General features: G+C 64.5%; 24 protein-coding genes. 10 read left to right on the top strand and 14 right to left on the bottom strand.

All coding sequences use genetic code 11. From position 1 onward, the window contains the following. Window positions 1–7: 7 nt before the first annotated feature. From IYX23_RS13135 to dnaK, 10 genes are all read right to left on the bottom strand, one after another. Window positions 8–313 carry a hypothetical protein gene (locus IYX23_RS13135; RefSeq protein WP_196393939.1) on the bottom strand — a complete coding sequence of 102 codons (306 nt, stop codon included), beginning with the start codon at window positions 311–313 and terminating at the stop codon, window positions 8–10. A gap of 148 nt (window positions 314–461) precedes the next feature. Then, window positions 462–1,709 carry a hydroxysqualene dehydroxylase HpnE gene (gene hpnE, locus IYX23_RS13130; RefSeq protein ID WP_196393938.1) on the bottom strand — a complete coding sequence of 416 codons (1,248 nt, stop codon included), beginning with the start codon at window positions 1,707–1,709 and terminating at the stop codon, window positions 462–464. After that, window positions 1,706–2,581, bottom strand: a complete 876-nt coding sequence (hpnD, locus tag IYX23_RS13125; protein WP_196393937.1) for a presqualene diphosphate synthase HpnD — start codon at window positions 2,579–2,581, stop codon at window positions 1,706–1,708. The genes hpnE and hpnD overlap by 4 nt, the downstream gene beginning before the upstream one ends. Beyond that, window positions 2,578–3,480: a squalene synthase HpnC gene (gene hpnC / locus IYX23_RS13120; RefSeq protein ID WP_196393936.1), complete on the bottom strand. Its 903-nt coding sequence runs from the start codon at window positions 3,478–3,480 to the stop codon at window positions 2,578–2,580. Before hpnC ends, hpnD begins: the two co-directional genes overlap by 4 nt. Before the next feature lie 37 nt (window positions 3,481–3,517). Further along, window positions 3,518–4,735 carry a glycosyltransferase gene (locus IYX23_RS13115; protein WP_196393935.1) on the bottom strand — a complete coding sequence of 406 codons (1,218 nt, stop codon included), beginning with the start codon at window positions 4,733–4,735 and terminating at the stop codon, window positions 3,518–3,520. Between the two features lie 81 nt (window positions 4,736–4,816). After that, the gene (locus IYX23_RS13110) at window positions 4,817–4,999 is read right to left on the bottom strand and encodes a ChaB family protein (protein ID WP_196394021.1); all 183 of its coding nucleotides are present in this window, start codon (window positions 4,997–4,999) and stop codon (window positions 4,817–4,819) included. 37 nt (window positions 5,000–5,036) lie between these two features. After that, window positions 5,037–5,729 (bottom strand): orotidine-5'-phosphate decarboxylase, encoded by a 693-nt coding sequence (pyrF, locus tag IYX23_RS13105; protein ID WP_196393934.1) that lies wholly within the window; start codon window positions 5,727–5,729, stop codon window positions 5,037–5,039. Next, window positions 5,726–6,370, bottom strand: a complete 645-nt coding sequence (locus tag IYX23_RS13100; protein WP_210330692.1) for an rRNA adenine N-6-methyltransferase family protein — start codon at window positions 6,368–6,370, stop codon at window positions 5,726–5,728. The genes pyrF and IYX23_RS13100 overlap by 4 nt, the downstream gene beginning before the upstream one ends. A 121-nt stretch (window positions 6,371–6,491) precedes the next feature. Further along, window positions 6,492–7,604, bottom strand: a complete 1,113-nt coding sequence (dnaJ, locus tag IYX23_RS13095) for a molecular chaperone DnaJ (RefSeq protein ID WP_196393933.1) — start codon at window positions 7,602–7,604, stop codon at window positions 6,492–6,494. A 122-nt stretch (window positions 7,605–7,726) separates the two neighbouring features. Continuing rightward, complete coding sequence (gene dnaK / locus IYX23_RS13090; protein WP_196393932.1) at window positions 7,727–9,625, bottom strand: molecular chaperone DnaK; 1,899 nt, start codon at window positions 9,623–9,625, stop codon at window positions 7,727–7,729. Between the two features lie 358 nt (window positions 9,626–9,983). Between dnaK and IYX23_RS13085 the strand changes: the two genes are divergently transcribed. The 7 genes from IYX23_RS13085 to IYX23_RS13055 all read left to right on the top strand — a co-directional run bounded on the left by IYX23_RS13085 (window position 9,984) and on the right by IYX23_RS13055 (window position 19,219). Further along, window positions 9,984–11,081, top strand: a complete 1,098-nt coding sequence (locus tag IYX23_RS13085; RefSeq protein ID WP_196393931.1) for an efflux RND transporter periplasmic adaptor subunit — start codon at window positions 9,984–9,986, stop codon at window positions 11,079–11,081. A gap of 10 nt (window positions 11,082–11,091) precedes the next feature. Continuing rightward, complete coding sequence (locus IYX23_RS13080) at window positions 11,092–14,220, top strand: efflux RND transporter permease subunit (RefSeq protein ID WP_196393930.1); 3,129 nt, start codon at window positions 11,092–11,094, stop codon at window positions 14,218–14,220. After that, entirely contained in the window at window positions 14,217–14,861 is a 645-nt protein-coding gene (locus IYX23_RS13075) for a TetR family transcriptional regulator (RefSeq protein WP_196393929.1), read from the top strand. Before IYX23_RS13080 ends, IYX23_RS13075 begins: the two co-directional genes overlap by 4 nt. 111 nt (window positions 14,862–14,972) lie before the next feature. Beyond that, complete coding sequence (locus IYX23_RS13070) at window positions 14,973–15,797, top strand: carbon-nitrogen hydrolase family protein (RefSeq protein ID WP_196393928.1); 825 nt, start codon at window positions 14,973–14,975, stop codon at window positions 15,795–15,797. A 212-nt stretch (window positions 15,798–16,009) separates the two neighbouring features. Further along, window positions 16,010–16,342 (top strand): integration host factor subunit alpha, encoded by a 333-nt coding sequence (locus IYX23_RS13065; RefSeq protein ID WP_196393927.1) that lies wholly within the window; start codon window positions 16,010–16,012, stop codon window positions 16,340–16,342. Window positions 16,343–16,424: 82 nt separating this feature from the next. Next, on the top strand, window positions 16,425–18,524 hold the full coding sequence (locus tag IYX23_RS13060; protein WP_196393926.1) for an ABC transporter ATP-binding protein/permease: 2,100 nt from the start codon (window positions 16,425–16,427) through the stop codon (window positions 18,522–18,524). After that, entirely contained in the window at window positions 18,521–19,219 is a 699-nt protein-coding gene (locus IYX23_RS13055) for an RlmE family RNA methyltransferase (RefSeq protein WP_196393925.1), read from the top strand. Before IYX23_RS13060 ends, IYX23_RS13055 begins: the two co-directional genes overlap by 4 nt. A gap of 8 nt (window positions 19,220–19,227) precedes the next feature. On the opposite strand, the gene IYX23_RS13050 is transcribed toward IYX23_RS13055, so the two are convergent. The 4 genes from IYX23_RS13050 to map all read right to left on the bottom strand — a co-directional run bounded on the left by IYX23_RS13050 (window position 19,228) and on the right by map (window position 23,335). Beyond that, on the bottom strand, window positions 19,228–20,250 hold the full coding sequence (locus IYX23_RS13050; protein WP_196393924.1) for an adenosine deaminase: 1,023 nt from the start codon (window positions 20,248–20,250) through the stop codon (window positions 19,228–19,230). Window positions 20,251–20,326: 76 nt separating this feature from the next. Next, complete coding sequence (locus IYX23_RS13045; protein WP_196393923.1) at window positions 20,327–21,715, bottom strand: DHA2 family efflux MFS transporter permease subunit; 1,389 nt, start codon at window positions 21,713–21,715, stop codon at window positions 20,327–20,329. Window positions 21,716–21,776: 61 nt separating this feature from the next. Continuing rightward, window positions 21,777–22,502 (bottom strand): DNA repair protein RadC, encoded by a 726-nt coding sequence (gene radC, locus IYX23_RS13040; RefSeq protein ID WP_196393922.1) that lies wholly within the window; start codon window positions 22,500–22,502, stop codon window positions 21,777–21,779. Further along, window positions 22,499–23,335: a type I methionyl aminopeptidase gene (map, locus tag IYX23_RS13035; RefSeq protein ID WP_196393921.1), complete on the bottom strand. Its 837-nt coding sequence runs from the start codon at window positions 23,333–23,335 to the stop codon at window positions 22,499–22,501. The genes radC and map overlap by 4 nt, the downstream gene beginning before the upstream one ends. Window positions 23,336–23,502: 167 nt before the next feature. Between map and opgC the strand changes: the two genes are divergently transcribed. Genes opgC through gpt form a run of 3 tightly spaced genes read left to right on the top strand, consistent with a single transcriptional unit; the run spans window position 23,503 to window position 26,031 of the window. Then, the gene (gene opgC / locus IYX23_RS13030) at window positions 23,503–24,663 is read left to right on the top strand and encodes an OpgC domain-containing protein (protein ID WP_246716756.1); all 1,161 of its coding nucleotides are present in this window, start codon (window positions 23,503–23,505) and stop codon (window positions 24,661–24,663) included. A gap of 58 nt (window positions 24,664–24,721) precedes the next feature. Continuing rightward, window positions 24,722–25,483: a molybdopterin-binding protein gene (locus IYX23_RS13025; RefSeq protein ID WP_196393920.1), complete on the top strand. Its 762-nt coding sequence runs from the start codon at window positions 24,722–24,724 to the stop codon at window positions 25,481–25,483. A 26-nt stretch (window positions 25,484–25,509) separates the two neighbouring features. Next, window positions 25,510–26,031 carry a xanthine phosphoribosyltransferase gene (gene gpt / locus IYX23_RS13020; RefSeq protein ID WP_196393919.1) on the top strand — a complete coding sequence of 174 codons (522 nt, stop codon included), beginning with the start codon at window positions 25,510–25,512 and terminating at the stop codon, window positions 26,029–26,031.

The raw sequence follows: 26,031 nt of genomic DNA, 5'->3' as shown, positions 1-26,031 counted from the left end.
GGGGCCATCAATGGTGCGGATAGAGCCGATGATGCGGTGGATGATATGGATTGAGATGCCTGCGGTGGTAGTACGGGCAAGGGTAGCGCCAATGTCGGATGCCGCGCGTGTGGTGCGTGGGCGTGGTGGTTACAAAGCATCCGCCGCGGTGATGCCCCGGAGCCGCGCCGTGCCAACCAGCTTCATGCATCAGCGCGACCTGCCGCGCCACGGCTGGCGACGGCGCCATCATACTGGCGAGCCCGCAAGTGGCGGCGACGATCGCACAAATGACGACGCCCTTGGATTTGTTCTCGGTCTTGGCCTTGGACATACGACTCTCCGGTCCACGATCTGCGCACGAGCAGACGCGCGCGCCAACGCGCCAGATAGATCGCCAAAGAAACAAAGCTAGAAGCTGCCGGAACGAAATAGGAGAGGTGGCGCAAGCGCGCTTGCTCACCATGCACGAAGGTTCACGTTCAACTGGCCGTCGTCGCCAGTTCCGCCGCTCTATCCCCTGATCGTATCGAGCCCTCGATCGTCGCCGGCAGGCCCGTATTCGTCCAGTCGCCGGCAAGCCACAGATTGTCCCAGCGCGTCTTCGCATCGGGCCGTCGCTTCTCCTGCGCCGGCGTCGCGGCGAAGGTGGCGCGCTTCTCCTTCACGATCTGCCAGGGCGGCGGCGCCGCCGGCAGGCCCGTCGCGGCGGAGACCTCCGCCCAGATTTTTTCCGCCAGCGCGTCGCGCGAATCGTCGATCAGGCGATCGGCGCCACTGATCGTCACCGAGAGGCGATCGTCGAAGGCGAAGAGCCATTCGGTGAGCGTGCCGATCATGCCAAGAAGCAGCGGCTGGCCCGGCGGCGGCGCGATCTTGAAATGCGCATTCAGGATCGCGCGAAAATCATCGGGCGCGACGAGACCGGGGAGAAGCTCCTGCGCAATCCACGGCGGCGTCGCGAGGACCACCACGTCGCCTTTTTCCAGCGTCACTTCCGCGTCGCCAAAGCGCATCGCAGCGACGCGAGACTCCTCGAAAGCGATGTCGCGCAGGCGCGCCCCAAAACGGGGCTCGACGCCTTTGGCGCGAAGCGTGCGCAGCGCCGGCTCGATGAAGGCGTCGCCGAGGCCGCCTTTGGCGACCATCGGTCGGCAGGCGTCGCCGCCCGCCGCGAGCGTCTCGCGCAGCACGGCGCCCGCGAGCGTGGCGGACGCCTCTTCAGGCTCGGTGTTCAAAGCGGAAAGCAGAACCGGGCGCCAAAGCTTCTCCCACAGCGGGCCGTGGCAGCGCATGGTTTCGCCGATGGTCGCGCCATCCTTCGCGAAGAGAAGCTTTCCGGCGCCAAGATAGTCGAGCGGCCCCGTGCCGGGAACGCGGCGGTCGGCGACAAACACCCACCAGGGAATGCGCGAGGCGTTCGGGCGCAGCGTCCAGCGCTCAGCCGTGCGCGCGTCGAGAAAATCGAAGGCGCATTCGCTGGGACCAACGAGCGCGTCGCTCGCACCGATGCGTTTGGCGTAATCCCGCGCCGCCGTGTTGCCGGAGAGCAGCAGATGATTGCCGTTGTCGATCGTCAGGCCAAGCGACGCGTCGAAATAGGAGCGGCAGCGTCCGCCCGCCATGCGCGCGGCTTCGTAAAGCGCGACGCGACGTCCGGCGTCGGCAAGACGCAGCGCGCAGGCGAGCCCCGCGAGGCCCGCGCCGACGACGTGAACCGTTTCGCTCACGTGAAGGCGTGTCGCAGGAAGGCGCTGACGAGCTTGAGACGCGACGCCCGCACCGGCGCGCGCGGCGCCGAAAAGCCGCGAGCGGCGAGACTGTCGAGAATCGAACGATAGCCGGCGGCCATGAGATAGGGCGCTTTCACCGCGCGCTTCGGCAAGCCCGCCATCACCAGATCCGCCTGGTCATAATGTTCGCGGGCGCGGTTGAGGACCGGGACGCACACCTCTTCGAGCGAAGGATGCGACAGCACGGCGTGCGGCGCGAAGCTCATGACCCCCGCGGCTTCAAGCGCCTGACGGGGCAAATAGAGCCGTCCCCGCGCGGCGTCCTCGTCGAGATCGCGCAAGATGTTGGTGAGCTGCAACGCGCGCCCGAGGTGGTAGGCGAGCAGTTTCGGCCCCGTCGGCAAATCGCATTCGGCGCCCGGCTCCTCCTCCGCGAGACCGAAAGCGCGCACGGACAGCCGTCCCACGGCGCTCGCGACGCGGTCGCAGTAGAGCTCAAGCTTTTCCCAGTCGGGCGCGCAAATATCCTCCTCAACGTCCATGGCCATGCCCTCGATCACCGACTCGAAATCGGCGCGCTCGAGTCGGAAACGGCGGACGGATTCGGAGAGAAAGCTGACGCGCGCGCGGATGCGGCCGGCGTAAAGCTCATCGAGGTCGGCGCGCCACTGGTCGAGCGCGGCGCGGCGCACGGCGCGGTCGCCCTCGTCGTCGGCGATGTCGTCAACGGCGCGACAGAAGGCGTAAATGGCGAACATCGCATCGCGGCGCGGCGGCTCGAGGATGCGCATCGCGAGATAGAAGGAGCTTCTGGTCGCGATGGCGCGCGTACGCAGCGTCGTGGAATCGGCAAGCGTGTCCATGGTCATTGGCGCGCCCCTGGGCGCGTGCTCGGGACGGCCGCGGACTCTGCGCGACGCGGACGCGAAACGCGGCGAAGAAGCGCGCCCAGCGCGCCCGCCGCCCCCTTCAGCGCAAAGCTGAACTTGCCGTCGTGAACCTTGTCGCGAAGCGGGTCGGCGACCGCAAGGCGCGCAACGAGCTGTTCGGCCAATGTCTGGATGGCGCCGATCTCCATGGCGAGGCGCGTATCGTCGATCAGATCGGCGAAGGGACGCGACTGCGCGAGCAGACGCCCGGTTTTCTCGTTGAGGTCGCGGATCGTCGCCAGGAGCGGCGGCGGCGCGCTTTCCTGCACGAGCATCTCGACAGACGCGCCATGCGCCGCGAGCGCATCCTGCGGCAGATAGACCCGGTCGAGGTTGCGGTAATCCTTGCCGCAATCCTGCAGATGATTGATGATCTGCAGCGCCGCGCACAGCGCGTCATTGGCCGGCCAGACCCGGCCGGGATTCTCGCCATGGAGATCGCAGACGAAGCGTCCGACCGGCATGGCGGAATAACGGCAGTAATCGATGAGATCGTCCCAGTCGCGATAACGCGATTGCGTCACGTCGCGCTTGAAGGCGAGGATCAGATCGCGCGCATGCTGCAAGTCGAGACGCCGCTCGCGGCAGGTCTCGCGCAGGCGGCGCGCCACTGGCGCATCCTCTTCCGCCTCTCCGATCAGGGCGGCGTCAAGCGCGTCCAGCAGATCCAGCTTCTCTTGCGCGGAAAGCGTCGGGTGGTCGGCGATGTCGTCGGCGGCGCGAACGAAGTCATAGAAGGCGAGGATCGGCGCGCGATGCCGCGGCGCAATCAGAAAGGAAGCGACAGGGAAATTCTCGTCGCGATGGGTCTTTCCCGAACTCGTCTGCGCAATATCCATATGACGCCGTCTTGCCGCTCCACGGCGCTGGCGCGCCCTATACCTCGATTTGGCGGTTCGCCTCGATCTCGCCGGGCGTTTCGAAGCGCTGCGCCGACTTTTGCGCGCGCTGCGCCTGATAGCGGCCTTTCCATTCGCCGCCGCGGCCGCTTAGGTGCCGCCAAGCCGATTCAACCGTAAACCACGTATAGCATGCCGCGACGCCTGGCAAAGCAAAGGCGCGCCACCGCGACAGGCCGTAAAAGCGCAGCGTCGGCATATAGGCCTGCGCCATCAGGAGCCATGAGACAAGCGCCGTCTCACGCGCCGGCGATTCGCCGAACAGCGCCAGATAGGGCGGCGCTAGGTAGGCGGCCGCCATGCCGATGAGCGCGCCCGCGAGGCGCCAGGGGGAATAGCTGAGCTGCGCGTAGGCGGAGCGCACGACCATTCGGGAGATATCGGCAAGGCGCGGATAGGCGCGCAGGCTGTGGACGTCTTCGGTCAGACCCAGCCAGATCGGACCTTGCGCCTTCATCAGCGCGCCGAGCGCGCAATCGTCGATCAGCGCGCCGCGAATGGCCCGCAGGCCGCCTGCGGTCGCAAGCGCCTCCGGACGAACCAGCATAACCCCTCCCGCGGCGCCTGCCGCGGGGTGATCCGGATCATTGATATGGCGGAACGGGTAAAGCTTCTGGAAATAGAAAATAAAGGCGGGGACGAACCAGCGCTCCGCGAGGCTTTCGCAACGAAGCTTGACCATGAGCGAGGTCAGAACCGCGCCGCGCGCCGTCGCGCCCGCAGCGAGGCGGGCGAGCACATGCGACGCAAATTCGATGTCCGCGTCGCAAAACAGCACGAAGTCTGGGTCGATCGGCAAGCTCCGCACGTGATCGAACCCGCGCTGCATCGCGGCCAACTTTCCCGTCCAGCCCGCATCTGGTCCGCGCGAGGAGAGAACCGTCAGGCGGCTCGAAGCCCCATTGGCGGCCGCGCAGCGGCGCGCCGCCTCGGCGGTGCCGTCGTCGCTCTCGTCATCAACCAGAATGACCTCGAAACGGCCATGGAACTGTTGCGCGAACAGCGACGCCAGGCTTTTTTCGATGACGTCGGCTTCGTTTCGAGCCGGAACGATCGCCACGACATGGGTCGCCGGAACCGCGGCGTGACCGCTCAGGTTCCGGTCATGTTCGGTCAGCCGCCAGAACCCGCCGCGAAGCGCGATCAGATAGAGCCAAACGAACAGCCCGAGGGCGGAGATGACAAGCGCGAGCATGGGCGAATCGGGGTAAGGATTCGACGAAGACCCGCTTTTTATCACTCACGCTCAAGGCAGGCCAGCGCGCTTCCCCCTATCCTATCGCCTTGCCCAGCCCGCCTCGGTCTTGACGTAAGATCGCTTGACCGCGGCCCAGGCGATGCGGTGCGCCGCCTCCTCCTGCCGCGGCTCGCCGCGATGGGCGTCGAAGGCGTGGTTGAAGGCTTCGTGATAGATGTCCTGCGCGTGCTCCGGAAGGATGTGCTGGAGATTTTCGGGCAGGTCGACGTTGCTCTCTAGGGCATGCGACGGACCTCGATCAGGCCAGGGTCATCTCGCTGACGATGGCCTCGGCGGCCGCCGCCGAATCTGTCGCCCGCGTGATCGGCCGGCCGACGACGATATAGTCGGCGGAGGCTGCGACCGCCTGCCGCGGCGTCATGACTCGCTTCTGATCGCCGGCATCTGCGCCCGCCGGCCGCACTCCCGGCGTCACCAGCAGCATGCTTGGGCCAACAAGCGGCCTTATGGCGCCAAGCTCCATCGGCGACAGGATGAGGCCGTCGACGCCCTTCTCCCTGGCTTGTCTGGCGCGGCGCGCGACGAGTTCGGCGACGCCGCAGGCGTAGCCCGCTTCGTTCAGATCAGCGTCGTCATAGGAGGTCATGACCGTCACGGCGAGGAGTTTGAGAGCGCCGTCGGACGCGCCCTCGCGGGCCGCCGCCATCGTCTGAGGAAAGGCGTGGACCGTGAGAAAGTCGACGCCGAGCCGGGCGATCTGCCGCGTCGCGCGCTCCACGGTGACGCCGATGTCATGAAGCTTCAGATCGAGAAATACCCGCTTCCCCGCCGCCTTCAATTCGCGCGCGAAGTCGAAGCCGCCCGGCCCGTAGGCGAGCTCCATGCCGACCTTGAAGAAGGAGACCGTCTCGCCCAGCGCCGCGACCATCGCCCGCGCCTCTTCGACGCTTTCGACGTCCAGCGCGACGATCAGCCGGTCCTGCGGCTTCACGCCTTACGCTTTCCGGCGAAGCCGGCGTAACCCGCCTTGCGATAGCGCCAGACGCGCGCGGGCGGAATGTTGAGCACGACCGGCGGCGATCCCTTGCCGACATAGGCGCCATTGACGCCATTGGCGTGCATGGGCATCGGCGATTTGGTCAGGCCGTAAGTGAATTGGATGAAGAGCCCCTCGTCGCCCATCAGTTCGAAGGCCTGATTCAACAGCTCGACCCGATCGCGCTCCGGCCGCACCAGGAGCGGCAGGCTGGAGACGACGGTGGCGATTTTCCCCGGAACCTTGCCGTCGAGAGTCGCCTTGAGGCCATAGGCGTCACCCTGCACGATGTTGACGCCAGGGAAGCGTTCGGAGAGCAGATGGCAGAAGCGGCTCTCATATTCGACGAGGACGAGGCGCTCGGGCGCGATTCCGCGGGCGAGCAGCGCCTGAGTCACCGGCCCGGTGCCGGGACCGAGTTCGACGATATGGCCCTCTCGATCCAGTTCGACGAAGCCGGCCATTGTCTTGGCCAGCGCCCGTCCGGACGGCGAAACGGCGCCGATGAGGCGCGGATTTTCAATCCATTGACGGATGAAGCGCGCGTTATCCACGAGCCTCGCGCGCCCATTGGCTTTCTGCGTTCTGTGCGGCAACGACGCCCCTCCCGACCGGCGCGATAAAACGCGCAAACGGCCCCCGCGATCGGAGGGCCGTTGGGCGGATGATAGGAGAGCCGCGCGTCAAAAACAACGTGGCGTCACAGAACTCCGCCGCCTAACCGCCGAACAGATCCTTCATCCGCGCGAAAAAGCCAGTCTCCTCGGGATGCGTGTCATGCGAGGACTCCTCCTCGAATTCGGCGAGGAGCTCCTTCTGGCGCTTGGTGAGCTTTTGCGGCGTCTCGACGCTGATCTGCACATGCAGGTCGCCTTGGTCGCGCCCGCGCAGCACCGGCATGCCCTTGCCCTTGGCCTTGAGCTGGCGTCCGGACTGCGCGCCCTCGGGAATTTTGAGCGTCACCTCGGAGCCGTCGAGCGCATGCACCGTGATCTCGCCGCCGAGCGCCGCACGCACCATCGAGATCGGCACGCGGCAATAGAGATCCGCCCCATCGCGCTGGAAAAACGGATGCGGCTTCACCGAGAGGAAAATGTAGAGGTCGCCGGACGGACCGCCCCGAAGCCCCGCCTCGCCTTCGCCGGCGAGCCTGATGCGCGTGCCGTCCTCGACGCCCGGCGGCACATTGACGGACAGCGAGCGTTCGATCGTCTTGCGCCCGGCGCCGGCGCAAGCGGGGCAGGGATTCTCAATCGTCTCGCCGCGCCCCTGGCAGGTCGGACAGGTGCGCTCGATCGCGAAAAAACCCTGCTGGGCGCGCACGCGTCCCATGCCGCCGCAGGTCGCGCAGGTCTTCGGTTTGGAGCCTTTTTTGGCGCCCGTTCCCGCGCAGGGCTCGCAGGTCGCCGAGGTGGGGATTTTCAGCGAAGCGGCCTTGCCGTGATAGGCCTCGTCGAGGGTGATCTCCATGTTGTAGCGCAGATCCGAGCCCCGCTCGCGGCCGCCCGAGCGACTGCGTCGCCCCATGACGTCGCCGAACAGATCCTCGAAAATGTCGGCCATGGAGGAGCCGAAGCCCTCGCCGGCGCCGAAGCCGCCGCCCTGATCGAAGGCGGCATGGCCGAAACGGTCATAGGCCGCGCGCTTCTGCTGGTCGCACAGGCACTGATAGGCTTCGTTCAATTCCTTGAAACGCGCTTCCGCCTGCTTGTCGCCCGGGTGCCGATCAGGATGGCACTGCATCGCCGCCTTACGGAAGGCGATCTTCAATTCGACTTCCGTTACTGTGCGGCTTACGCCCAGAACTTCGTAATAGTCGCGTTTGGACATGCTTGATTTCTGATGGTGCGCGGCGGCCCTGGCCGCGATCACATGAACGCAAGGGAACCCGGCGTATTCGCGCCGGGTTCCCGTTTCGCTACCGCATCGAAGCGGCTATGGCCAGTCCCGGCTTACTTCTTGTCGTCGCCGACGTCCTTGAACTCCGCGTCGATCACGTCGTCCTTGGGCGCCTCCTCGGACGCGCCCGTCCCTGAGGCGTCCGCCTGCTGCGCCTTATACATCGCCTCGCCGAGCTTCATCGAGGCCTGACTCAATTCGTTGGTCCTGGCCTTGATCGCGTCGGCGTCGTCGCCCTCGACGGCGCTCTTCAGCGCGGCGATGGCGGCTTCGATGGCGCTCTTGTCCGCGGCCGAAACCTTGTCGCCGAATTCGGCGACGGATTTCTCCGCGGCGTGCACCGCGGCCTCGCCATGGTTCTTGGCGTCGACGAGTTCGCGGCGGATTTTGTCCTCCGCGGCGTGCTCCTCGGCGTCCTTCACCATTTTGTCGATGTCGGAGTCGCTGAGGCCGCCAGACGCCTGGATGCGGATCTGCTGTTCCTTGTTCGTCGCCTTGTCTTTCGCCGTGACGTTGACGATGCCGTTCGCGTCGATGTCGAAGGTCACTTCCACTTGCGGCATGCCGCGCGGCGCCGGCGGAATGCCGACGAGGTCGAACTGGCCGAGCAGCTTATTGTTCGCGGCCATCTCGCGTTCGCCCTGGAAGACCCGGATGGTGACGGCGGTCTGATTGTCTTCGGCCGTCGAGAACACCTGGCTCTTCTTGGTGGGGATCGTCGTGTTTCGGTCGATGAGGCGCGTGAACACGCCGCCGAGCGTCTCGATGCCCAGCGACAGCGGCGTCACGTCGAGCAGCAGCACGTCCTTCACGTCGCCCTGCAGCACGCCTGCCTGCACCGCGGCGCCGATGGCGACGACTTCGTCAGGGTTGACGCCCTTGTGCGGCTCCTTGCCGAAGAACTGCTTCACGACCTCCTGCACTTTGGGCATACGGGTCATGCCGCCCACAAGCACCACTTCGCCGATGTCAGCCGCCGACAGGCCGGCGTCCTTCAACGCCTTCCGGCAGGGCTCCACCGTGCGCTGAATAAGATCGTCGACGAGCGCTTCGAATTTCGCGCGCGTGAGCTTCAGCGTCAGATGCTTGGGTCCGGTGGCGTCGGCGGTGATGTAAGGCAGATTGATTTCGGTTTGCGTCGCCGACGAGAGTTCGATCTTGGCCTTTTCGGCCGCCTCCTTGAGGCGTTGCAGAGCGAGCTTGTCCTTCGTGAGGTCGATGCCCTGCTCTTTCTTGAACTCGCCCGCGAGATATTCGACGAGACGCATATCGAAGTCTTCGCCGCCAAGGAACGTGTCGCCGTTCGTCGACTTCACCTCGAAGACGCCGTCGCCGATCTCCAGGATCGACACGTCGAATGTGCCGCCGCCGAGGTCATAAACCGCGATCGTGCCCGACTGCTTCTTGTCGAGGCCATAGGCGAGCGCCGCCGCCGTGGGTTCGTTGATGATGCGCAGCACCTCGAGCCCGGCGATCTTGCCGGCGTCCTTGGTGGCCTGGCGCTGAGCGTCGTTGAAGTAGGCGGGAACGGTGATGACGGCTTGGGTGACCGTCTGGCCGAGAAAAGCCTCGGCCGTCTCCTTCATCTTTTGCAGAATGAAGGCGGAAATCTGAGAGGGCGAATATTGCTTGCCCGAAGCCTCGACCCAGGCGTCGCCATTATTCGCCTTGACGATCTTGTAGGGAACGAGACCCATGTCCTTCTTGGTCATCGGGTCGTCGTAGGTGCGGCCGATCAGACGCTTGATGGCGAAGAAGGTCTTATCGGGGTTGGTCACCGCCTGACGTTTGGCGGGCTGGCCTACAAGACGCTCGCCGTCATCGGTGAACGCCACGATTGAAGGCGTCGTCCTGGCGCCTTCGGCGTTTTCAATCACCTTGGGGCTCGACCCTTCCATGACGGCCACGCAGGAATTGGTCGTGCCGAGGTCGATGCCGATAATTTTGCCCATATCGTTTCCTTTCGCTGGTGAACGCCGGACCCCGAAGCGGTCCGGTTCAAAAGGCGAAGGACGGCGGCTCGCCATGAGCCCGCCGCGCGATCCTCCACGCTTAGCTCTCCCAAGATTGTGTTGCGCTCACCCGGCCGCAAGAGCAGGCCGCATATAGAAGAATCATTTCCGTGCGACAAGGCGTCCGGGCTGCGCCGGGCGCGCTCCGTCGCGGACCGGGCCGGTTTAGCCAGCGCTTCGAGCACGGTGTCGCTTCAACAAATTTGTCTTTCCTGTTGACCAATTGCTGACGACTGACGATTATTGAAAATCGTCAGAAGGAACTAAACGCGGCTCTGGCGTCAATGGACGGGGTTCAATGCTCAGCTATCGCTTGGGTCTTTATGCGCTCGCTGCAGTTCTGACAGTGGCGCTCGCCGGCTGTGACGGCAAGGCCGAGCGGTCCGCCGAAGAGAGCGAGCGCTCCGAGCGGCCGGTGCTCGTCGCGCCGGCGCGCTACGCCGCGCAGTCGCAAGCGCGCGAATTTGTCGCCACCATTCGTCCCCGGGTGGAGTCCGATCAAGGTTTTCGCGTCGCCGGGAAGGTGGTCAAACGCTTTGTCGAAGTTGGTCAGCGGGTGAAGGCTGGCGACCCGATCGCGGCGCTCGACGAGCAGGATCTGCGGCTGCAGAAGGAGCAGTCCGACGCCGAATTCGCCGCGGCGCGGGTGGCGCAAACTCAGGCCGTCGCCGATGAAAGGCGCGCCGCCGAACTGCGCGCCAAGGGATGGACCGCCCAGGCGGCGCTCGATCGCGCGCGCGCCGGCGGCGAGGAAGCGCGCGGGCGGTTCCGACGGGCCGAACGCGCGGTCGAACTCTCCCGCAACGCGCTGGACTACGCCACGCTGCGCGCCGGGGCGGACGGCGTCGTCACGCAAACGCTCGTCGATCCCGGGCAAGTGGTCGCGGCGGGGCAGCCTGCGGTGCGCATTGCCCATGCCGGCGAATTGGAAGCCGCCGTCGCCTTGCCGGAGGCGTTCGCCGCGGCGGCCGGAAAGGGCGTGGCGACCTTGACGCTCTGGTCGAAGCCCGGCGCGGTCTATCGCGCCAAGCTGCGCGAACTCAGTCCCGCCGCCGATCCGGTCACGCGCACCTTCGCGGCGCGCTTCTCCATCCTCAATCCGGATGCCGCCGTCGCGCTCGGCATGAGCGCCACGCTGCACATTACCGCTTCGGATGCGCAGCCCGTCGTCAGCGTGCCGCTCTCGGCGATTTACAATCAGGGCTCCGGACCCTCGCTCTGGAAAGTGGACGGCGAGGGGAACTTGCAGCTCGTTCCGGTGACATTGGTGCGCCTCGAAGCCGACGTCGCGCTCGTCGCCGGCGGCGTCAAGGATGGCGACAACATCGTCGTCCTCGGCGTCCACAAGCTCGATCCCAACACAAAAGTCCGCGTGATCTCGCGGCAATCGCTTTGAGGGTCCGGCCATGGCTGGCGTAAACCTTTCGCGCTGGGCCGTTCAACGGCCGACGCTGATGCTGTTTCTGATGATCGCGATCAGTCTGACGGGCGTCTATTCCTACATGCGGCTGGGACGCGCCGAGGATCCGTCATTCACCATCAAGGTCGCCGTCGTGACGGCCTCATGGCCAGGCGCGACAGCCACCGAGATACGCGATCAGGTCGCGGATCTGATGGAGAAGAAGCTTCAGGAGCTGCCCTTCCTCGACAAGATCGAGAGCTACACCAAGCCCGGCTTTCTGGCGATGCAGGTGACCTTCAAGGACACGACGCCGCCAAAGGACGTGCCGCAGCTCTTCTATCAGTTGCGCAAGAAGCTCGACGACATCGCGCCGACGCTGCCCGCCGGCGTGCGCGGCCCGCAAGTGAACGACGAATATGGCGACGTCGACACGGTGATGTATGCGGTGACTGGCGACGGCGCCGACTATCATGTCCTCGACAAGGTGGTCCAGACGCTGCGCCAACGGCTGCTCGCCGTCCAGGACGTGATCAAAGTCGACGTCTATGGCGATCAGGGACGCCGCATCTTTGTCGAATTCAGCGAGGCGAAGCTCGCGAGCCTGGCGATCCAGCCTCAGGCCGTCTTCGATTCGCTCTCCAAGCAGAACGCCATCAATGACGCCGGCGTGTTCGAGACCTCGTCGAACCGCGTGCGGGTTCAGGTGACGAGCGATCTTAAAGGCGCCGACGCCATCGCCGCGATTCCCATCGAAGCGAACGGCAAGGTGATCCGCCTCGGCGACATCGCCAATGTCTACGCCGGCTTCGAAGACCCGCCGAGTTTTCTCGCGCGCTTCAAGGGCCAGCCGGCGATCGTCGTCGGCGTCGTTATGGGAAAGGGCGCCAATGTCCTCAAATTCGGCGAGAACGTCGGCGCAGCGGTCCAGGAGATACGCGGCAAGACGCCGGTCGGCATTGACATCGACCAGATCGCCGATCAGCCGAAGGTCGTCGAAGAGGCGATCGGCGAATTCACCCGCTCCTTCCTGGAGGCGCTGGTGATCGTGCTCGGCGTAAGCTTTCTCTCGCTCGGCTTTCGGACCGGCATCGTCGTCGCGCTCTCCGTGCCTTTGGTGCTCGCCATCGTTTTCATCTTCATGGGGCCGCTCGGCATCGATCTCCAGCGCATCTCGCTCGGCGCGCTGATCATTGCGCTCGGCCTTCTTGTCGATGACGCGATCATCGCCGTCGAGATGATGATGGTGAAGATGGAGCAGGGCTTCAATCGGATCAAAGCTGCGACCTTCGCCTGGGACTCGACGGCCTTTCCGATGCTGACCGGCACGCTCGTGACCGCCGCGGGATTTCTGCCCGTCGGCTTCGCCAATTCCGGAGTCGGCGAATATACAGGTTCGATGTTCTGGGTATTGCTCGTCGCGCTGATCGCCTCATGGTTCGTCGCGGTGATGTTCACGCCCTATCTCGGCGTGAAGCTTCTTCCCGATTTCGCCAAGCTGCATCCGCATCGCGATCCGGAGGAGATCTATCGGACGCCCTTTTATCGCTGGCTCCGCGCCGTCGTCACCTGGGCGGTCGACTATCGCGGCGTTGTGATCGCCGGCGTGATCGGCGTTTTCGCGCTCGCTGTCTTCGGCTTCTTCGTCGTGCCGAAGCAGTTCTTCCCCTATGCAGAGCGCCTGGAGCTCTTCCTCCAGTTGCGCCTTCCCGAAGGTTCGTCGATCGGCGCTTCGCTCGAGGCCGCGAAACAGGCCGAGGCGCTCCTCAAGGACGACCCCGACGCGGCCCTTTACACGAGCTATGTCGGACAGGGGCCGCCGCGGTTCTGGCTCGGCCTCAATCCGCAGCTCCCGAACGAAGCCTATTCCGAGATCGTCATCGTCGCCAAGGACATCCCGGCGCGCGAGCGCTTGAAGAAGAAGCTGGAGACCGCCATCGCCAACGGCGCTCTGCCGCAGGCGCGCGCGCGCGTCGATCGCTTCTATTACGGGCCGCCGGTAGGATTTCCCGTGCAGTTTCGCGTGGTCGGCGCCGATCCCGCGACCGTCCGCGCCATCGCCTATCAGGTGCGCGACGTGATGCGCGGCGACGCGGGCGTCGACGATCCGCATCTCAACTGGAACGAGCAGACGCCGCGCGTGCGACTGGTCATCGATCAGGATCGCGCGCGGCTCCTCGGGCTGACGCCGCAGGATGTATCGAACAGGCTGCGTCTGGCGATTTCCGGCGTGACGATCACCACATTGCGCGACGGGATCGATCAGGTCGAAGTGGTCGCGCGCGCCATTCCTCAGGAGCGCGGCGATCTCTCGAGGATCGGCGACATGGTGATTTATGCGCGCGACGGCAAAGCGGTGACGGTCTCGCAGGTCGCGAAGATCGTCTACGACCACGAAGAGCCGATATTTTGGCGGCGCAATCGCGACATGAGCATCACGGTGCGCTCGGGCGTCAAGGACGGCGTGCAGGCGCCGGACGCGACGACGCGCATCTGGCCGCAGCTTGCGCAGATTCGCGAGCATCTTCCCCCGGGCTATCGCATCGAGATTGGCGGCGCGATCGAGGAATCGAAGAAGGGCAACGCGTCGATCTTTGCGGTTTTTCCGCTCGTCGGCCTCGTCATGCTGACGATCGTCATGTTCCAGCTGCAGAACTTCACGCGCGTCGCGCTCGTGATGGTGAGCGCGCCGCTCGGCGTCATCGGCGCCTCGCTCGCGCTCAATGTCGCTCACGCGCCGTTCGGCTTCGTCGCGCTGCTTGGCCTCATCGCGCTCTCGGGCATGGACATGCGCAATTCGATCATTCTCGTCGATCAGGTGCGACAAGATCTCGAGCGCGGCGAGAAATATCGTGAGGCGATCATCGGCGCGACAATTCGGCGCGTGCGTCCCGTCGCGCTGACGGCGCTCGCGGCGATTCTCGCCATGATTCCGCTATCGGGCTCCGCCTTCTGGGGGCCGATGGCGCTGACCATCATGGGCGGGCTTTTTGTCGCGACGTTCCTCACCGTTCTGTTCCTGCCGGCGCTTTACGCGACATGGTTCCGCCGTCATCTTGGCGAGGGATTGGCCGAAGCCAAAGGCGCGCGAGTCCAGACTCTGGCCGACGCGCTGGCGAGGGGAGCGGCCGAATGAGCGTGATGGGAGCAAGCGCGCAGAACGCGCGCGAGACCGAGCAGCGCGCGAGAATCATCGCGACCGCAGAGCGGCTCTTTCGCGAGATCGGCTTCCAAAAGACCACGGTCGCGGATATCGCCCGCGAATTGCGGATGTCGCCGGCCAACGTCTATCGCTTCTTTGGCGCCAAATCGGAAATCAACGCCGCCGTCGCCCGCCATCTGATGAACGAAGTCGAACAATCGGCGCAGGGCATCGCGCATGGGCCTGGTTCGGCGGAGCAGCGGCTGCGCACGCTCATCCTGTCCAATGAGGCGATGAACGCCGAGCGCTACGTCGCCGACCGCAAGCTGCACGACATGGTGGAAGCGGCGCTCGACGAGAATTGGCCGATCATCTCGGATCACATCGACCGAATCGACGCTGCGCTCGAGGACGTCATTCGCTCTGGCATGGAGAGCGGCGAATTTGCTGAGGGCGATGCGCAGCTCGCGGCGCGGCTGGTGCACGCCGCCTGTATTCGCTATTGCCACCCGCGGCTGATGGTGGAATGCGCCGATCGCCCGACGCCGACGAGCGCGCAAATGGTGGAATTTTGCATTGCAGCGTTGCGCGCCGGCTTTCGCGATCTCAACCGATCGGCGACGTTGTCGCGTTAAGCGCGATTCGACCTATACCTTCGGCGCCAGCGACGTATAATGAGCGAGCGGCGCTATTCGTTAGGATGCGACTGAGGGTCGCGCGAGCAACGGCGAACAATCGGGCGGTCGATGAAGGTTACTCTGGTTCAGATGAATTCCGTTGGCGATAAGGCCTTGAACCTCGCCAACGCCCGCGCTTTGATCGAGCGCGCCGTGGTTCAGGAGCGTCCCGACTGGATTTGTCTGCCTGAGGTCTTCGATTTCATCGGCGGCTCGCGCGCCGAGAAGATGGCGGCCGCCGAGGAGCTTCCGGGCGGCCCCGCTTATGAAATGTGCCAGGCGCTCGCGCGAGAGCACAAGGTCTTCATACACGCCGGGTCCATTCTTGAAAAAGCGCCTGGCGAGGAGCGGTTGCACAACACCAGCGTCGCCTTCAATCGCAAGGGCGAGGAGGTGGCGCGCTACCGCAAGATCCACATGTTCGACATCACGGCGCCGGACGGGGCGAAATATCACGAGAGCGCCGCGTTCAAGCCCGGCGACGCCGTCGTCACCTATGATTGCGAGGGCGTCACCGTCGGCTGCGCGATCTGCTACGACCTTCGATTTTCATATCTCTTCCAGGCGCTCGCGGATCAGGGCGCGGATATCGTCGCGCTGCCGGCGGCGTTCACGCTGGTGACCGGCAAGGACCATTGGGAAGTGCTGTGCCGCGCGCGCGCGATCGAGATGCAGGCCTATCTCTGCGCGCCGGCGCAGACGGGCGCGCATAAGGCCGGGCATGAGACGCGCTTCACCTACGGCAATTCTCTGATCGCCGATCCCTGGGGCCAAGTCGTCGCGAAGGCTTCCGAAGGGCCGGGGCTCGTATCGTCCTATGTGGACGTCGACCGCATTCGTAAAATTCGCGCCATGATCCCGGTGGCGCAACACAAGGTGAAACTGGCGGTTTGAGGGGTTCCGCCATCGCCTGCCCGCAGGTCAGCGTCCCGCCGTTTCGTCGGGGCGTAGAACACGTGATCGCCCTTGCAAATCGGTTGTTTATGCGTACTATGCCGCCACGGGCGCCGCGCCCATTTATTGCCATGTTGCGATTGCCAGAAGCTTCGAGGGGGAGTTGTGTTCAGCCCAGTCCCAACAGAACAATCATTGGGCGCTCTTTTCGCATGGTAAGGAGAACCGCTCCGGGCAGCACCTTGACGCGGGCGGCGCTGCGAGAGGCCGTCTATGGCTGCTGCCCAACGCTGTCCCGCGCCGAAGCGCGCAAAATCCTGGACGCGACTTTTGACGAGATCAGCGAAGCTTTGCTGCGCGGCGAATCCGTAAAACTGCGTTCTTTCGGGACCTTCAACGTGCGCGCCAAGCGTGAGCGCATCGGCCGCAATCCCAAAACTGGCGTCGAGGCCACGATAACATCGCGCCGTGTGCTGACCTTTAAGGCCTCGCCCGTGCTCGTTGCGCATGTCAATGGCGACGCGGTCATTCCTGAAGAGGACTGACTCCTCTATGATGGGGATAGACGGTAGTCGCCGGCGATGCGGTCGCGGCGAGCCGAGCGGCTTCTCAGATCCAAGGTGAACGATGCAGAAATTGAGCGTGGCGGTCGCGGTCTTCGCGGCGCTGACCGCGCTGGTCGGCGCCCATAAAGGCGACTCCAGCCTATTCGTCCTCGTCGCCGCGACGGCGCTCTGCGCCTATACGACATGGCGCGCGGCCGACATGTCGAGCTTCCTGAAAATCTTCGCCTTCATTTTTTCAACGGAGACGATCGTCTTCGGAGTCATCGGCCTCGCCCAGGCGGAAGGCTTGTGGCCAGAGTCGCTGAAAGACTATGCGCCGCCCGAAACCATGCCGCTCACCGTGGCGGTGTTCTCGATCATCGTTTACGCGATCTCGCATATTCCCGTCGTCCAGGAGATGACGCGTATCTCCGATCTTTATTTCAGTTCGCGCGATCGTGGCGAGGGGCGCGTCTGGCCGTTTCAGCCCTTTGCGGCGAGAGAGAGCGCCATCGCCATCGCGATGGTGGTGGTGCTGGTGCTCCTCAACCAAGGACAGGTCGGCATCACCGTGCGCCTGTCCTTCTTCAATCGCGATTGGTTCAACGCTATTCAGGAGAAGAACGCCGGGGAGTTCTGGCGACAGCTCCTCTATGTGTTCACGCCATGGGCGTTCGTTTACGTCGCCTCCGTGATCATAGAATTCGTTCTGCAGTCGATGCTGATCATCCGCTGGCGCCGTTGGCTGACGGGGCATTACATCGAGCGCTGGCTCGGCGCGCACACGCATTACGGCATGGCGCTCGCCGGGAGCGGCGCTGACAATCCGGACCAGCGCATCGCCGAGGACGTCAATCGCTTCATCAGCGGCGGGGAGGAAGGCTATGGCGTCTACTCCTATTCAATTCTGCTGATCGCCACCTTGAGTTCGCTTGTCTCCTTCGCCTATGTGCTGTGGGATTTGTCGGGCAATTATCCGCTGCCCGGAACTGACATTTATATTCCCGGTTTCCTGTTCTGGGTTGTCCTGCTCTATGCGTTGGTGGGAACGCTGGTGACGCATCTTATCGGCCGCTCTCTTACCGGGCTCTACTTCGATCGGCAGAGACGCGAGGCGGATTTCCGCTTTTCCCTGGCGCGTATGCGCGAATACAGCGAGCAGATCGCCCTGCTTGGCGGCGAGCCCGCCGAGCGCGGTTCGCTGCTGCGGCGGTTCGCCGGCATTATCGTCAACTATCTGGCGATCGTGCAGAAGCGCAAGCAGCTGATGGCGTTCACCTCCACCTACGGACAGTTGTCGCCGATCATTCCTTACGTGATCACGGCGCCATTCTATTTCGCCGGGCGCATTACGCTCGGCGTCATGACGCAGACGGCGAGCGCCTTCGGGCGGGTGGAGAGCGCGCTGACCTTCTTCATCAACTATTACACCTCTCTCGCCAATTTTAAGTCCGTGCTCGACCGCTTGACGTCCTTTGACCACGCGATCGATACGGCTCGCCAGCAGACGTCCGCGACGCAAATTATCTCTCCGACTGACGGCGCTGACATTCGCCTGCGCGGGCTGACGCTTGCTTTGCCCGACGGACGCCAAATTGTAACGGTCGACGATCTGACGCTCGCCGCCGGCCAGCCGGCGCTGCTCACCGGCCCGTCGGGTTCCGGCAAGTCGACGCTGTTTCGCGCCATCGCCGGCATCTGGCCTTACGCTTCGGGCGAGGTGCTGACTCCGCGCGGCGCGAAGGTCATGCTCGCGCCGCAGCGGCCGTACATCCCCATGGGCGCGCTGGCCGAAGCGATCGTCTATCCAGGCCACGTCGACGACTACTCGCGCGCTGAAGTGCAGGAAGCGCTGCGCGCAGCGCGGCTTGCGCCATTCCTGGAGCGACTCGACGAGGAAAACAACTGGGGTCAGCGGCTTTCAGGCGGCGAACAGCAGCGCGTCGCGATCGCCCGCGCGCTTCTCGCCAAGCCGGATTGGCTTTTCCTTGACGAAGCGACGTCGGCGCTCGACGAGCAGCTCGAAGAAGAGATCTACGCCATGCTGCGCGAGCGGCTGCCCGGCACGACGATCGTCTCGATCGGCCATCGGTCGACGCTGCACGCCTTCCACGATCGAGACATCGTCATGGAGCCGGCGCCCGGCGGCGTCTTCAGCCCGCGCGACAAGGTGCACGCGTGACGAAAGAGTCCGGGCGCGAAGGCGGACGATCCCTCAAGACGCGGGTCAAGACCGCGCGCAAGCGGTCGCTCTCCTCGACGCTATGGTTGGAGCGCCAGCTCAATGATCCTTATGTCGCGCGCGCCAAGCGCGAGGGCTACCGCTCGCGCGCCGCCTATAAGCTCATCGAGATGGATGATCGCTATCACCTCTTTAAGCCGGGCGACCGCATCGTCGATCTTGGCGCCGCGCCTGGCGGCTGGTCACAGGTCGCCGCCGCGCATGTGAAGGCGAAAGAGGGCAAGGGCAAAGTCGTCGCGGTCGATCTTCTCGACATGGAGGCGGTCGACGGCGTCGAATTCGCGGTGAAGGATTTCAACGATCCCGACGCGCCGGAATTCATCAAGAACATGCTCGGTGGCGAGGCCGACGGCGTGATGTCGGACATGGCCGCGAACGCCACCGGCCATCGGGCGACCGATCATCTGCGCATCGTCGCGCTCGCCGAGCTTGCCGCTGATTTCGCGTGCGACGTGTTGGCGAAGGGCGGCTTCTTCATCGCCAAGGTGCTGCAGGGCGGAACCGAAGGCCAGCTGCTCACGCGGCTCAAGCGCGATTTCGCGACGGTGCGGCACGTCAAGCCGGAGGCGAGCCGCGCGGGTTCGGCAGAGCTCTATGTCTTGGCGACAGGGTTTCGCGGGCGCCGCGACGACTAGGCGATGCGCTACGCGCCCTGCGCTTGCGCATAGGCGTCGACCGCGGCGATCCTCTCTTTCTTTTCATCGTCAGAAAGAAAGGAGGCGCTGAAACTGTTTTTCGCGAGCTGGGTCAATTCGGCGGCACCGAGTTCGAACGCGCGCTGAATCGCGCGGTAGTTCTCGTTCACATAGCCGCCGAAATAGGCCGGATCGTCGGAATTGACGGTCACGACGACGCCCGCCTCGAAGAGCCGCCGAATCGGATGCGCGCGCATATCGGGGTAGACGCAGAGGCGTATATTCGACAGCGGGCAGACGGTCAGCGGAACTCGTTCCCGCGCGAGCCGCTGAACCAGGGCCGCGTCGTCGATCGCGTGAACGCCGTGATCGATGCGCTCGACCTTCAAGCGGTCCAGAGCTTCGGCGACATAGGCGGCGGGTCCCTCTTCCCCCGCATGCGCCACGGCGCGCAGACCGAGCGAACGGGCGCGCTCATAAAGCTCAGTGAACTTGCCCGGCGGATTTCCGGCTTCTGCGGAATCCAGCCCGACTCCCGTGATGCGATCGAGCCAAGGGCGCGCCGCTTCGAGCGTGGCCAAAGCGTCAGACTCGTCAAGATCGCGCAGAAAGCACATGATGAGCCGCGACGTCGGCCCGCCCTCGCGCGCGACGTCGTTCAGAGCAGCGCTCAATCCCTCCACGACTGCGCCGAAGGAAACGCCCCGGCGCATATGCGCCTGCGGATCAAAAAAGATCTCGACGTGGCGGACGTTCTCCTCGCGGGCGCGATCGAGATAGGCGCGAGAGAGATCGTAGAAGTCTCGCTCGATCAACAGCGCCTGCGTCGCCTGATAATAAAGATCGAGAAAGTCCGCGAGGTTTTGGAAATCGTAAGACTTTCGCATCGCTTCGACGGAGGCGTACGGGAGCTTGACGCCGTTGCGCTCGGCGAGCGCGAAGGCCATCTCGGGTTCCAGCGTTCCCTCGATATGAAGGTGAAGCTCCGCCTTCGGGAGCCCGGCGATGAAGTCTTGGGCTGCGTTCGACATAACGTCCTCGTTTCAGTCGATCTGGCGCGCGCGATCCTCATCGACAAGAGTTCTCCGCCCGTGATCGCCCGCGAGATTACACGCGTTTTCGGCGGCCGGTCAGATCGTCGCCCGCATTGGGCGCGAGCGGCAGGAAGCTCATCACCGAAAGCATCGAGATCAACGCCACGACAATGAAGGCCGGGGCGAAATCCGCCGCCTGCAGCGCGCCGCCGCCGCGCAGCGCGCGCGTCGCCTCCAGCGCCGCCGCGCCAATGGCGACGCCTGTCGACAGCGACAATTGCTGCGCGACGGAGGCGAAGCTCGTGGCGCGGCTCATCGCGTCCTGATCGACGTCGGCGTAGGCGATCGCGTTGAGCGCCGTAAACTCCAGCGAGCGAAAGAAGCCGCCGACGAGCAGCGCGCCCATGATGACCAAATGCGGCGTGGCCGCCGAGAAACTGGCGTTGAAGGCGAGAAAGCCGGCGGAGATGAGCGCATTGACGATCAGCACCCGCCGAAAGCTGAAAATCCGCAGGATCGGCTGCGCCGTCGTTTTCATCGCCATCGCGCCTGCCGCCGAAACGAAGGTCAGAAGTCCCGCTTCATAGGCCGAGAGCCCGAAGCCGGCTTGCAGCAACAGCGGCAGCAGGAAAGGCGTGGCGCCGAGTCCGATGCGAAACAGAAAGCCGCCGAAGACCGCCGCGCGGAACGTCGGGATCTTCAAGAGATCGAGGTCGACGATCGGATAGGGCGTGCGTTTGGCGTGGCGCGTATAAGCGAAGAGCGCCCCTGCACCGAGCGCGACGATCAAAACTACGACGGGCGCCGGCGCGAAGCCGCGCCCCGCGATGGTAAAGCCAAAGACGAGGCAAGAGAGGCCGACGCCTGAAAGGATCGCGCCGGCGATGTCGAGCGGCGGCGTCCATTCCTCGCGCATGTCTGGAATAAAGCGCGTGACGAGCATGACGCCGAGCGCGCCGATCGGCACATTGACCCAGAAGATGTAGCGCCAGTGAAAATAGGTCGCGATGAAGCCGCCGATCGGCGGGCCGATCATCGGGCCCATGAGCGCCGGGATGGTGAGATAGGCCATGGCGCGCACAAGTTCGTGGCGCGGCGCGGTGCGCAGCAACACGAGGCGTCCGACCGGCGTCATCATTGCGCCGCCGAGGCCTTGCACGATCCGAAACGCCACGATCGCGCCAAGCGAATTGGACAGACCGCAGAGAATGGAGCCGAAGGTGAAGACGATGATCGCGGCGCGAAAGACGCGCCGGGCGCCAAAGCGATCCGCCGCCCAGCCCGAAAGCGGAATAAAGACGGCAAGCGACAGAAGATAGGACGTCAAAGCGAGTTTCAATGCCACGGGATCTTCGTGAAGATCCGCCGCCATCGCCGGCAGCGCGGTCGCGAGCACGGTGCCGTCGAGTTGCTCCATGAAGAGCGCAGTGGCGATAATCAGCGGCGTGACGAAGTAGGACAATAGGCTCAGCCCGTTTGTGAAGGTGTCACGTCAATCCTGACGCCTGTTGACGGACTTCGCGTCAAATGAGCTTCAGCCCTCGGAAGCTGGCATGGCCATGACGGCCGACGATGAGGTGGTCGTGGACCGTAATGCCGAACGGCTGTGCGATCGCGGCGATGTCCTTGGTCATGCGGATGTCCGCGGCCGACGGCGTCGGATCTCCGGAAGGGTGATTGTGCGCCAGAATGAGCGCGCTCGCGCCGAGTTCCAGCGCGCGTCTGACGATCTCGCGCGGATAGACCGGCGTATGGTCGATGGTGCCGACGCCTTGGACTTCGTCGGCGATCAGCGCGTTGCGCTTATCGAGGAACAGGATGCGGAACTCCTCCCGTTCGGCGAAGGCCATCGCCGTTCGGCAATAGTCGAGCACCTCCATGAATGAAGAGAGCACGGGACGCCGTTGCAAGGCGCCGCGCGCAAGACGTTTCGCCGCAGCCTCGACGAGCTTGATTTCGACGATCGCCGCCTCGCTGAGACCGTCGATTTCGCGAAGCCTCTCCGGCCGCGCCGCGACGGTTTCGGCGAAGGAGCCAAAGCGGGCGATCAAGGCCTTGGCCAGCGGCTTCACGTCACGCCGCGCGATGGCGCGAAACAGCAGCAGCTCCAGCATTTCGTAATCGGCAAGCGCCGCTTCGCCTGCATCCATGAAGCGATCGCGCAGACGCTGCCGGTGACCATGATAGTGGGGCGCAGAATCGCGCAGGCCTGGGCCGTCGCTGGATGCGGCGTCAGCCGCCTTCTTCATGCGTCGGCGCGCGCGGCAGAGGGATTGTCGAGCCCCGCCGGCGATTTGGTGAAGACTTCCGCGCCCGTCTCGGTGACGCCGATGGAATGTTCAAATTGCGCGGAAAGCGAGCGGTCGCGGGTGACGGCCGTCCAGCCGTCCGACAATATTTTCACCTGCGAACGGCCGAGATTGATCATCGGCTCAATGGTGAAGAACATGCCCGGCCGCAACTCGACGCCCTCGCCCTTCGCGCCGTAATGCAGAATATTGGGCTCATCGTGGAATACGCGCCCGAGCCCGTGGCCGCAAAAATCGCGCACCACCGAACAGCGCTCGCTTTCCGCATAGTGCTGAATCGCCGCGCCGATGTCGCCGGTCGTCGCGCCAGGCCTGACGGCGGCGACGCCCCGCTCAAGCGCCTCATAGGTCACGTCGATCAGTCGTTGCGCCCGCCGTGGAATTTCGCCGACGGCGAACATGCGGCTGGCGTCGCCGTGCCAGCCGTTGACGATAAGCGTCACGTCGATATTGACGATGTCGCCTTCTCGCAGCGGCTTGTTGTCCGGCACGCCATGGCAGACGACATGGTTGATCGAGGTGCAGATCGATTTGCGGTAGCCGCGATAGTCGAGCGGCGCGGGATAGGCGTCATGCGCCATCGCGAAGTCGAAAACCAGATCGTCAAGCGCCTGCGTCGTCACGCCCGGCTGGACATGCGCGACCAACATGTCGAGCGCCTCCGCCGTCAACTTGCCCGCGGCGCGCATGCCCTCGAAATCTTCGGGACCGTGCAGCTTGATCTGTCCGCTTTTGCGCGCGGCGGGCGCGAGATGAGATTCGATAAAGGTCATGTAACGCGGCGGCTCGGCTGACTTAGGCGAAGGATGTGCTGGACAAGGTAATGGTTTGAGGCGGCAACGCAAGGCTGCGGCGGCGCGTCGCCGGCGATTCCCCTGAAAAGCGCGGAGCGCGGTCTTGGCGGCGCGGCCGAGATTCCGTATCAGAAGAGGCATGCGGCTTGCTACTGCGGCTTGCCACCGTGGCGCGGCTGCTGTGGCGCGGCGCAGGGACAAAGGGGCGTGAAAAGCGCGTGCAGGGAAAGCGAGTCGAGGGAATAGACTTCTGGCGTGGCGCGGCCCTCGCGATCATTCTGGTGAATCACATTCCGGGCAACGTGCTTGGCGCAGTCACGCCGCGCAATTTCGGCTTCTCTGACGCCGCGGAAGGATTTGTCTTTCTTTCGGGCGTGTCGATCGCCCTGGCCTATGGCGAGAAATTCAGGCGCAATATCATCGACGCGGCGGCTTCGCTCAGCGCCCGCGCTTTGCGCCTTTATGGCGCCCACCTCGCTCTGACCGCGACGGCCTTGGCGCTCTATGGCGTCGCAACCTATTTCACGCCCTGGGATTTTCTGGTCTCCGACAACAGCCGCGCCGCGCCCTTCGCCGATCCGGCGCGGGGCGTCGCCGGCATTCTCGCGCTCAGTCACCAGGTCGCCTATTTCAACATATTGCCGCTCTATATCGTCCTGGTTGCGCTTGCGCCGGCGTTCCTGGCCTTCGCTTTGCGCGGCAGGTTGCGCATGCTTGCCGCCTCGGCTTTGCTTTACGCGGCCGCGCGCCTGCTGGGATTTAACGTTCCCACCTGGCCGGAGCCCGGCTACTGGTATTTCAACCCCTTCGCTTGGCAATTCATGTTCGCCCTGGGAATCTACTGCGGCGGCGCGCTCAAAACCCACGGGGTGCCTTATCACGCCGTCGCCTATCAATTCGCGCTCGCCTTCACCATCCTTTCGTCGCTCATCGTCTCCAACGCGTTTGGCTTGGCGCCCGGGCTTGTCGACGCCGCAGGACGTTATCTCGACTGGGACAAGACGGATCTTGGCGTCGTCCGAATCGTCGATTTCGTCGCCCTCGCTTATGTGCTTCATTTCTCGAAGATCACCGCATTGCTGAGCCAAACGCGGCTTTTTCCATTCTTCACGCTGCTGGGTCGCAATGGCCTCTCGACCTATTCATGCGTCAGCCTGCTGAGCGCGCTCGGGCAGATTTTGCAGGAGGCAAGCCTCGCTTCGCCGGCCCTCGACATCGTCTTCGTTGCGGCCTGCCTGGGTCTGCTGCACCGCTTCGCCGCCGCCGTCGAGCAATTTACCCTGGTCGCGCCCGCCGCTGCGGAATGAGCGCCAGGACTGGCGTTCACGGCCGCCATGGTCATAATCGGCGACAGGGAGGCCGGTAATGGCGCAAAAAACGGCGGGAGACAGGCCGGCGAGCGCGGCGGTTCTCGTGATCGGCGATGAAATATTGTCCGGCCGCACGCAGGACGTGAATACCCGTTATATCGCGAATTATCTGGCGCAGATCGGCGTCGATCTTCGCGAGGCGCGAATCGTGCCCGACGTGACGGAGGCGATCATCGAGGCGCTGAATGCGCTGCGCGCCCGCTACACCTATGTCTTCACGACCGGCGGCATCGGGCCGACCCATGACGACATCACCGCCGATGCGGTCGCCCGCGCCTTCGATGTGGAGATCGGCGAGGATCCGCGCGCGATTGCGCTGCTCAGCGAGCGCTTTTCAGAAGCCGAGCTGAATTCGGCGCGCCGGCGAATGGCGCGCATTCCAAAAGGCGCGGAGCTGATTTTCAACGCCATTTCCAAGGCGCCGGGATTCTGGATCGGCAATGTCATCGTTATGGCCGGCGTGCCGATGATCATGCAGAATATGATGGACGTGGTCGGGCCGCGGCTCGCGGCCGGACCGCCGGTGCTCGTCGAGACGGTCGAAGCGTACGGCGTTCCGGAAGGCGCCTACGCCGCGGGATTGGAAGCGATCGCGCGCGGCCATGATGGCGTGAGCGTCGGCTCCTATCCGTCCTTTACGAGCGCCGGATTCAGGAATCAGATTGTGCTGCGCAGTCGCGACGCGGCGCTCTTGGCGCGCGCGACGGCGGCGGCGCGCGAGATGATTGCGTCGCTATCGACGGAAAAGGCGCGCTGACGGCGTGATCGGGAGGCTTGAAGCTGATGTACGGGTCCGACAAGATCTTTCCGGTCTCCTGGGACATTTTTCACCGCGACGCGCGCGCGCTCGCCTGGCGTCTCGCCGCCATCGGCGGATTCTCGGCGATTGTGGCGGTGACGCGCGGCGGTCTGGTGCCCGCGGCGATCGTCGCGCGCGAACTCGGCATAAGAGTCATCGAAACGGTCTGCGTCGCGAGCTATCACGAGGAAACGGAGCGGGGCGAGATCCAGGTGCTCAAGCCTCTGACCGATACCATTCTCGGGCGGCCAAGCTCCGAAGTGCTCATCATCGACGATCTCGTCGACACCGGCGCGACGGCGAAGGCGGTGCGCGACATGCTGGCGAACGCGCATTTCGCCACCGTCTACGCCAAGCCGCAGGGCCTGCCGATGGTCGACACCTTCGTCACCGAGGTCTCGCAGGACACCTGGATCTTCTTTCCCTGGGACACGGGACTGTCGTTTCAGGCGCCGATCGGCACGCCCGACGCCAAGCCTGAGGGCCAGCGAAGACGGCGCATATAA

Origin of the sequence: Methylocystis sp. L43 (genome assembly GCF_015709525.1) — a bacterium.
In the GTDB taxonomy this organism is placed as follows: Bacteria; Pseudomonadota; Alphaproteobacteria; order Rhizobiales; family Beijerinckiaceae; genus Methylocystis.
This window is presented reverse-complemented; position numbering and strand designations above follow the sequence as displayed.

Excerpts from the sequence above, each read along its gene's own strand:
- IYX23_RS13065 (WP_196393927.1), top strand. The coding sequence starts at position 16,010 with ATGGTAAGGAGAACCGCTCCGGGCAGCACCTTGACGCGGGCGGCGCTG.
- hpnC (WP_196393936.1), bottom strand. The coding sequence starts at position 3,480 with ATGGATATTGCGCAGACGAGTTCGGGAAAGACCCATCGCGACGAGAAT.
- radC (WP_196393922.1), bottom strand. The coding sequence starts at position 22,502 with ATGAAGAAGGCGGCTGACGCCGCATCCAGCGACGGCCCAGGCCTGCGC.
- hpnD (WP_196393937.1), bottom strand. The coding sequence starts at position 2,581 with ATGACCATGGACACGCTTGCCGATTCCACGACGCTGCGTACGCGCGCC.
- IYX23_RS13135 (WP_196393939.1), bottom strand. The coding sequence starts at position 313 with ATGTCCAAGGCCAAGACCGAGAACAAATCCAAGGGCGTCGTCATTTGT.
- IYX23_RS13085 (WP_196393931.1), top strand. The coding sequence starts at position 9,984 with ATGCTCAGCTATCGCTTGGGTCTTTATGCGCTCGCTGCAGTTCTGACA.
- gpt (WP_196393919.1), top strand. The coding sequence starts at position 25,510 with ATGTACGGGTCCGACAAGATCTTTCCGGTCTCCTGGGACATTTTTCAC.
- IYX23_RS13060 (WP_196393926.1), top strand. The coding sequence starts at position 16,425 with ATGCAGAAATTGAGCGTGGCGGTCGCGGTCTTCGCGGCGCTGACCGCG.
- map (WP_196393921.1), bottom strand. The coding sequence starts at position 23,335 with ATGACCTTTATCGAATCTCATCTCGCGCCCGCCGCGCGCAAAAGCGGA.
- IYX23_RS13115 (WP_196393935.1), bottom strand. The coding sequence starts at position 4,735 with ATGCTCGCGCTTGTCATCTCCGCCCTCGGGCTGTTCGTTTGGCTCTAT.
- IYX23_RS13080 (WP_196393930.1), top strand. The coding sequence starts at position 11,092 with ATGGCTGGCGTAAACCTTTCGCGCTGGGCCGTTCAACGGCCGACGCTG.
- dnaJ (WP_196393933.1), bottom strand. The coding sequence starts at position 7,604 with ATGTCCAAACGCGACTATTACGAAGTTCTGGGCGTAAGCCGCACAGTA.
- IYX23_RS13025 (WP_196393920.1), top strand. The coding sequence starts at position 24,722 with ATGGCGCAAAAAACGGCGGGAGACAGGCCGGCGAGCGCGGCGGTTCTC.
- IYX23_RS13075 (WP_196393929.1), top strand. The coding sequence starts at position 14,217 with ATGAGCGTGATGGGAGCAAGCGCGCAGAACGCGCGCGAGACCGAGCAG.
- IYX23_RS13050 (WP_196393924.1), bottom strand. The coding sequence starts at position 20,250 with ATGTCGAACGCAGCCCAAGACTTCATCGCCGGGCTCCCGAAGGCGGAG.
- IYX23_RS13070 (WP_196393928.1), top strand. The coding sequence starts at position 14,973 with ATGAAGGTTACTCTGGTTCAGATGAATTCCGTTGGCGATAAGGCCTTG.
- dnaK (WP_196393932.1), bottom strand. The coding sequence starts at position 9,625 with ATGGGCAAAATTATCGGCATCGACCTCGGCACGACCAATTCCTGCGTG.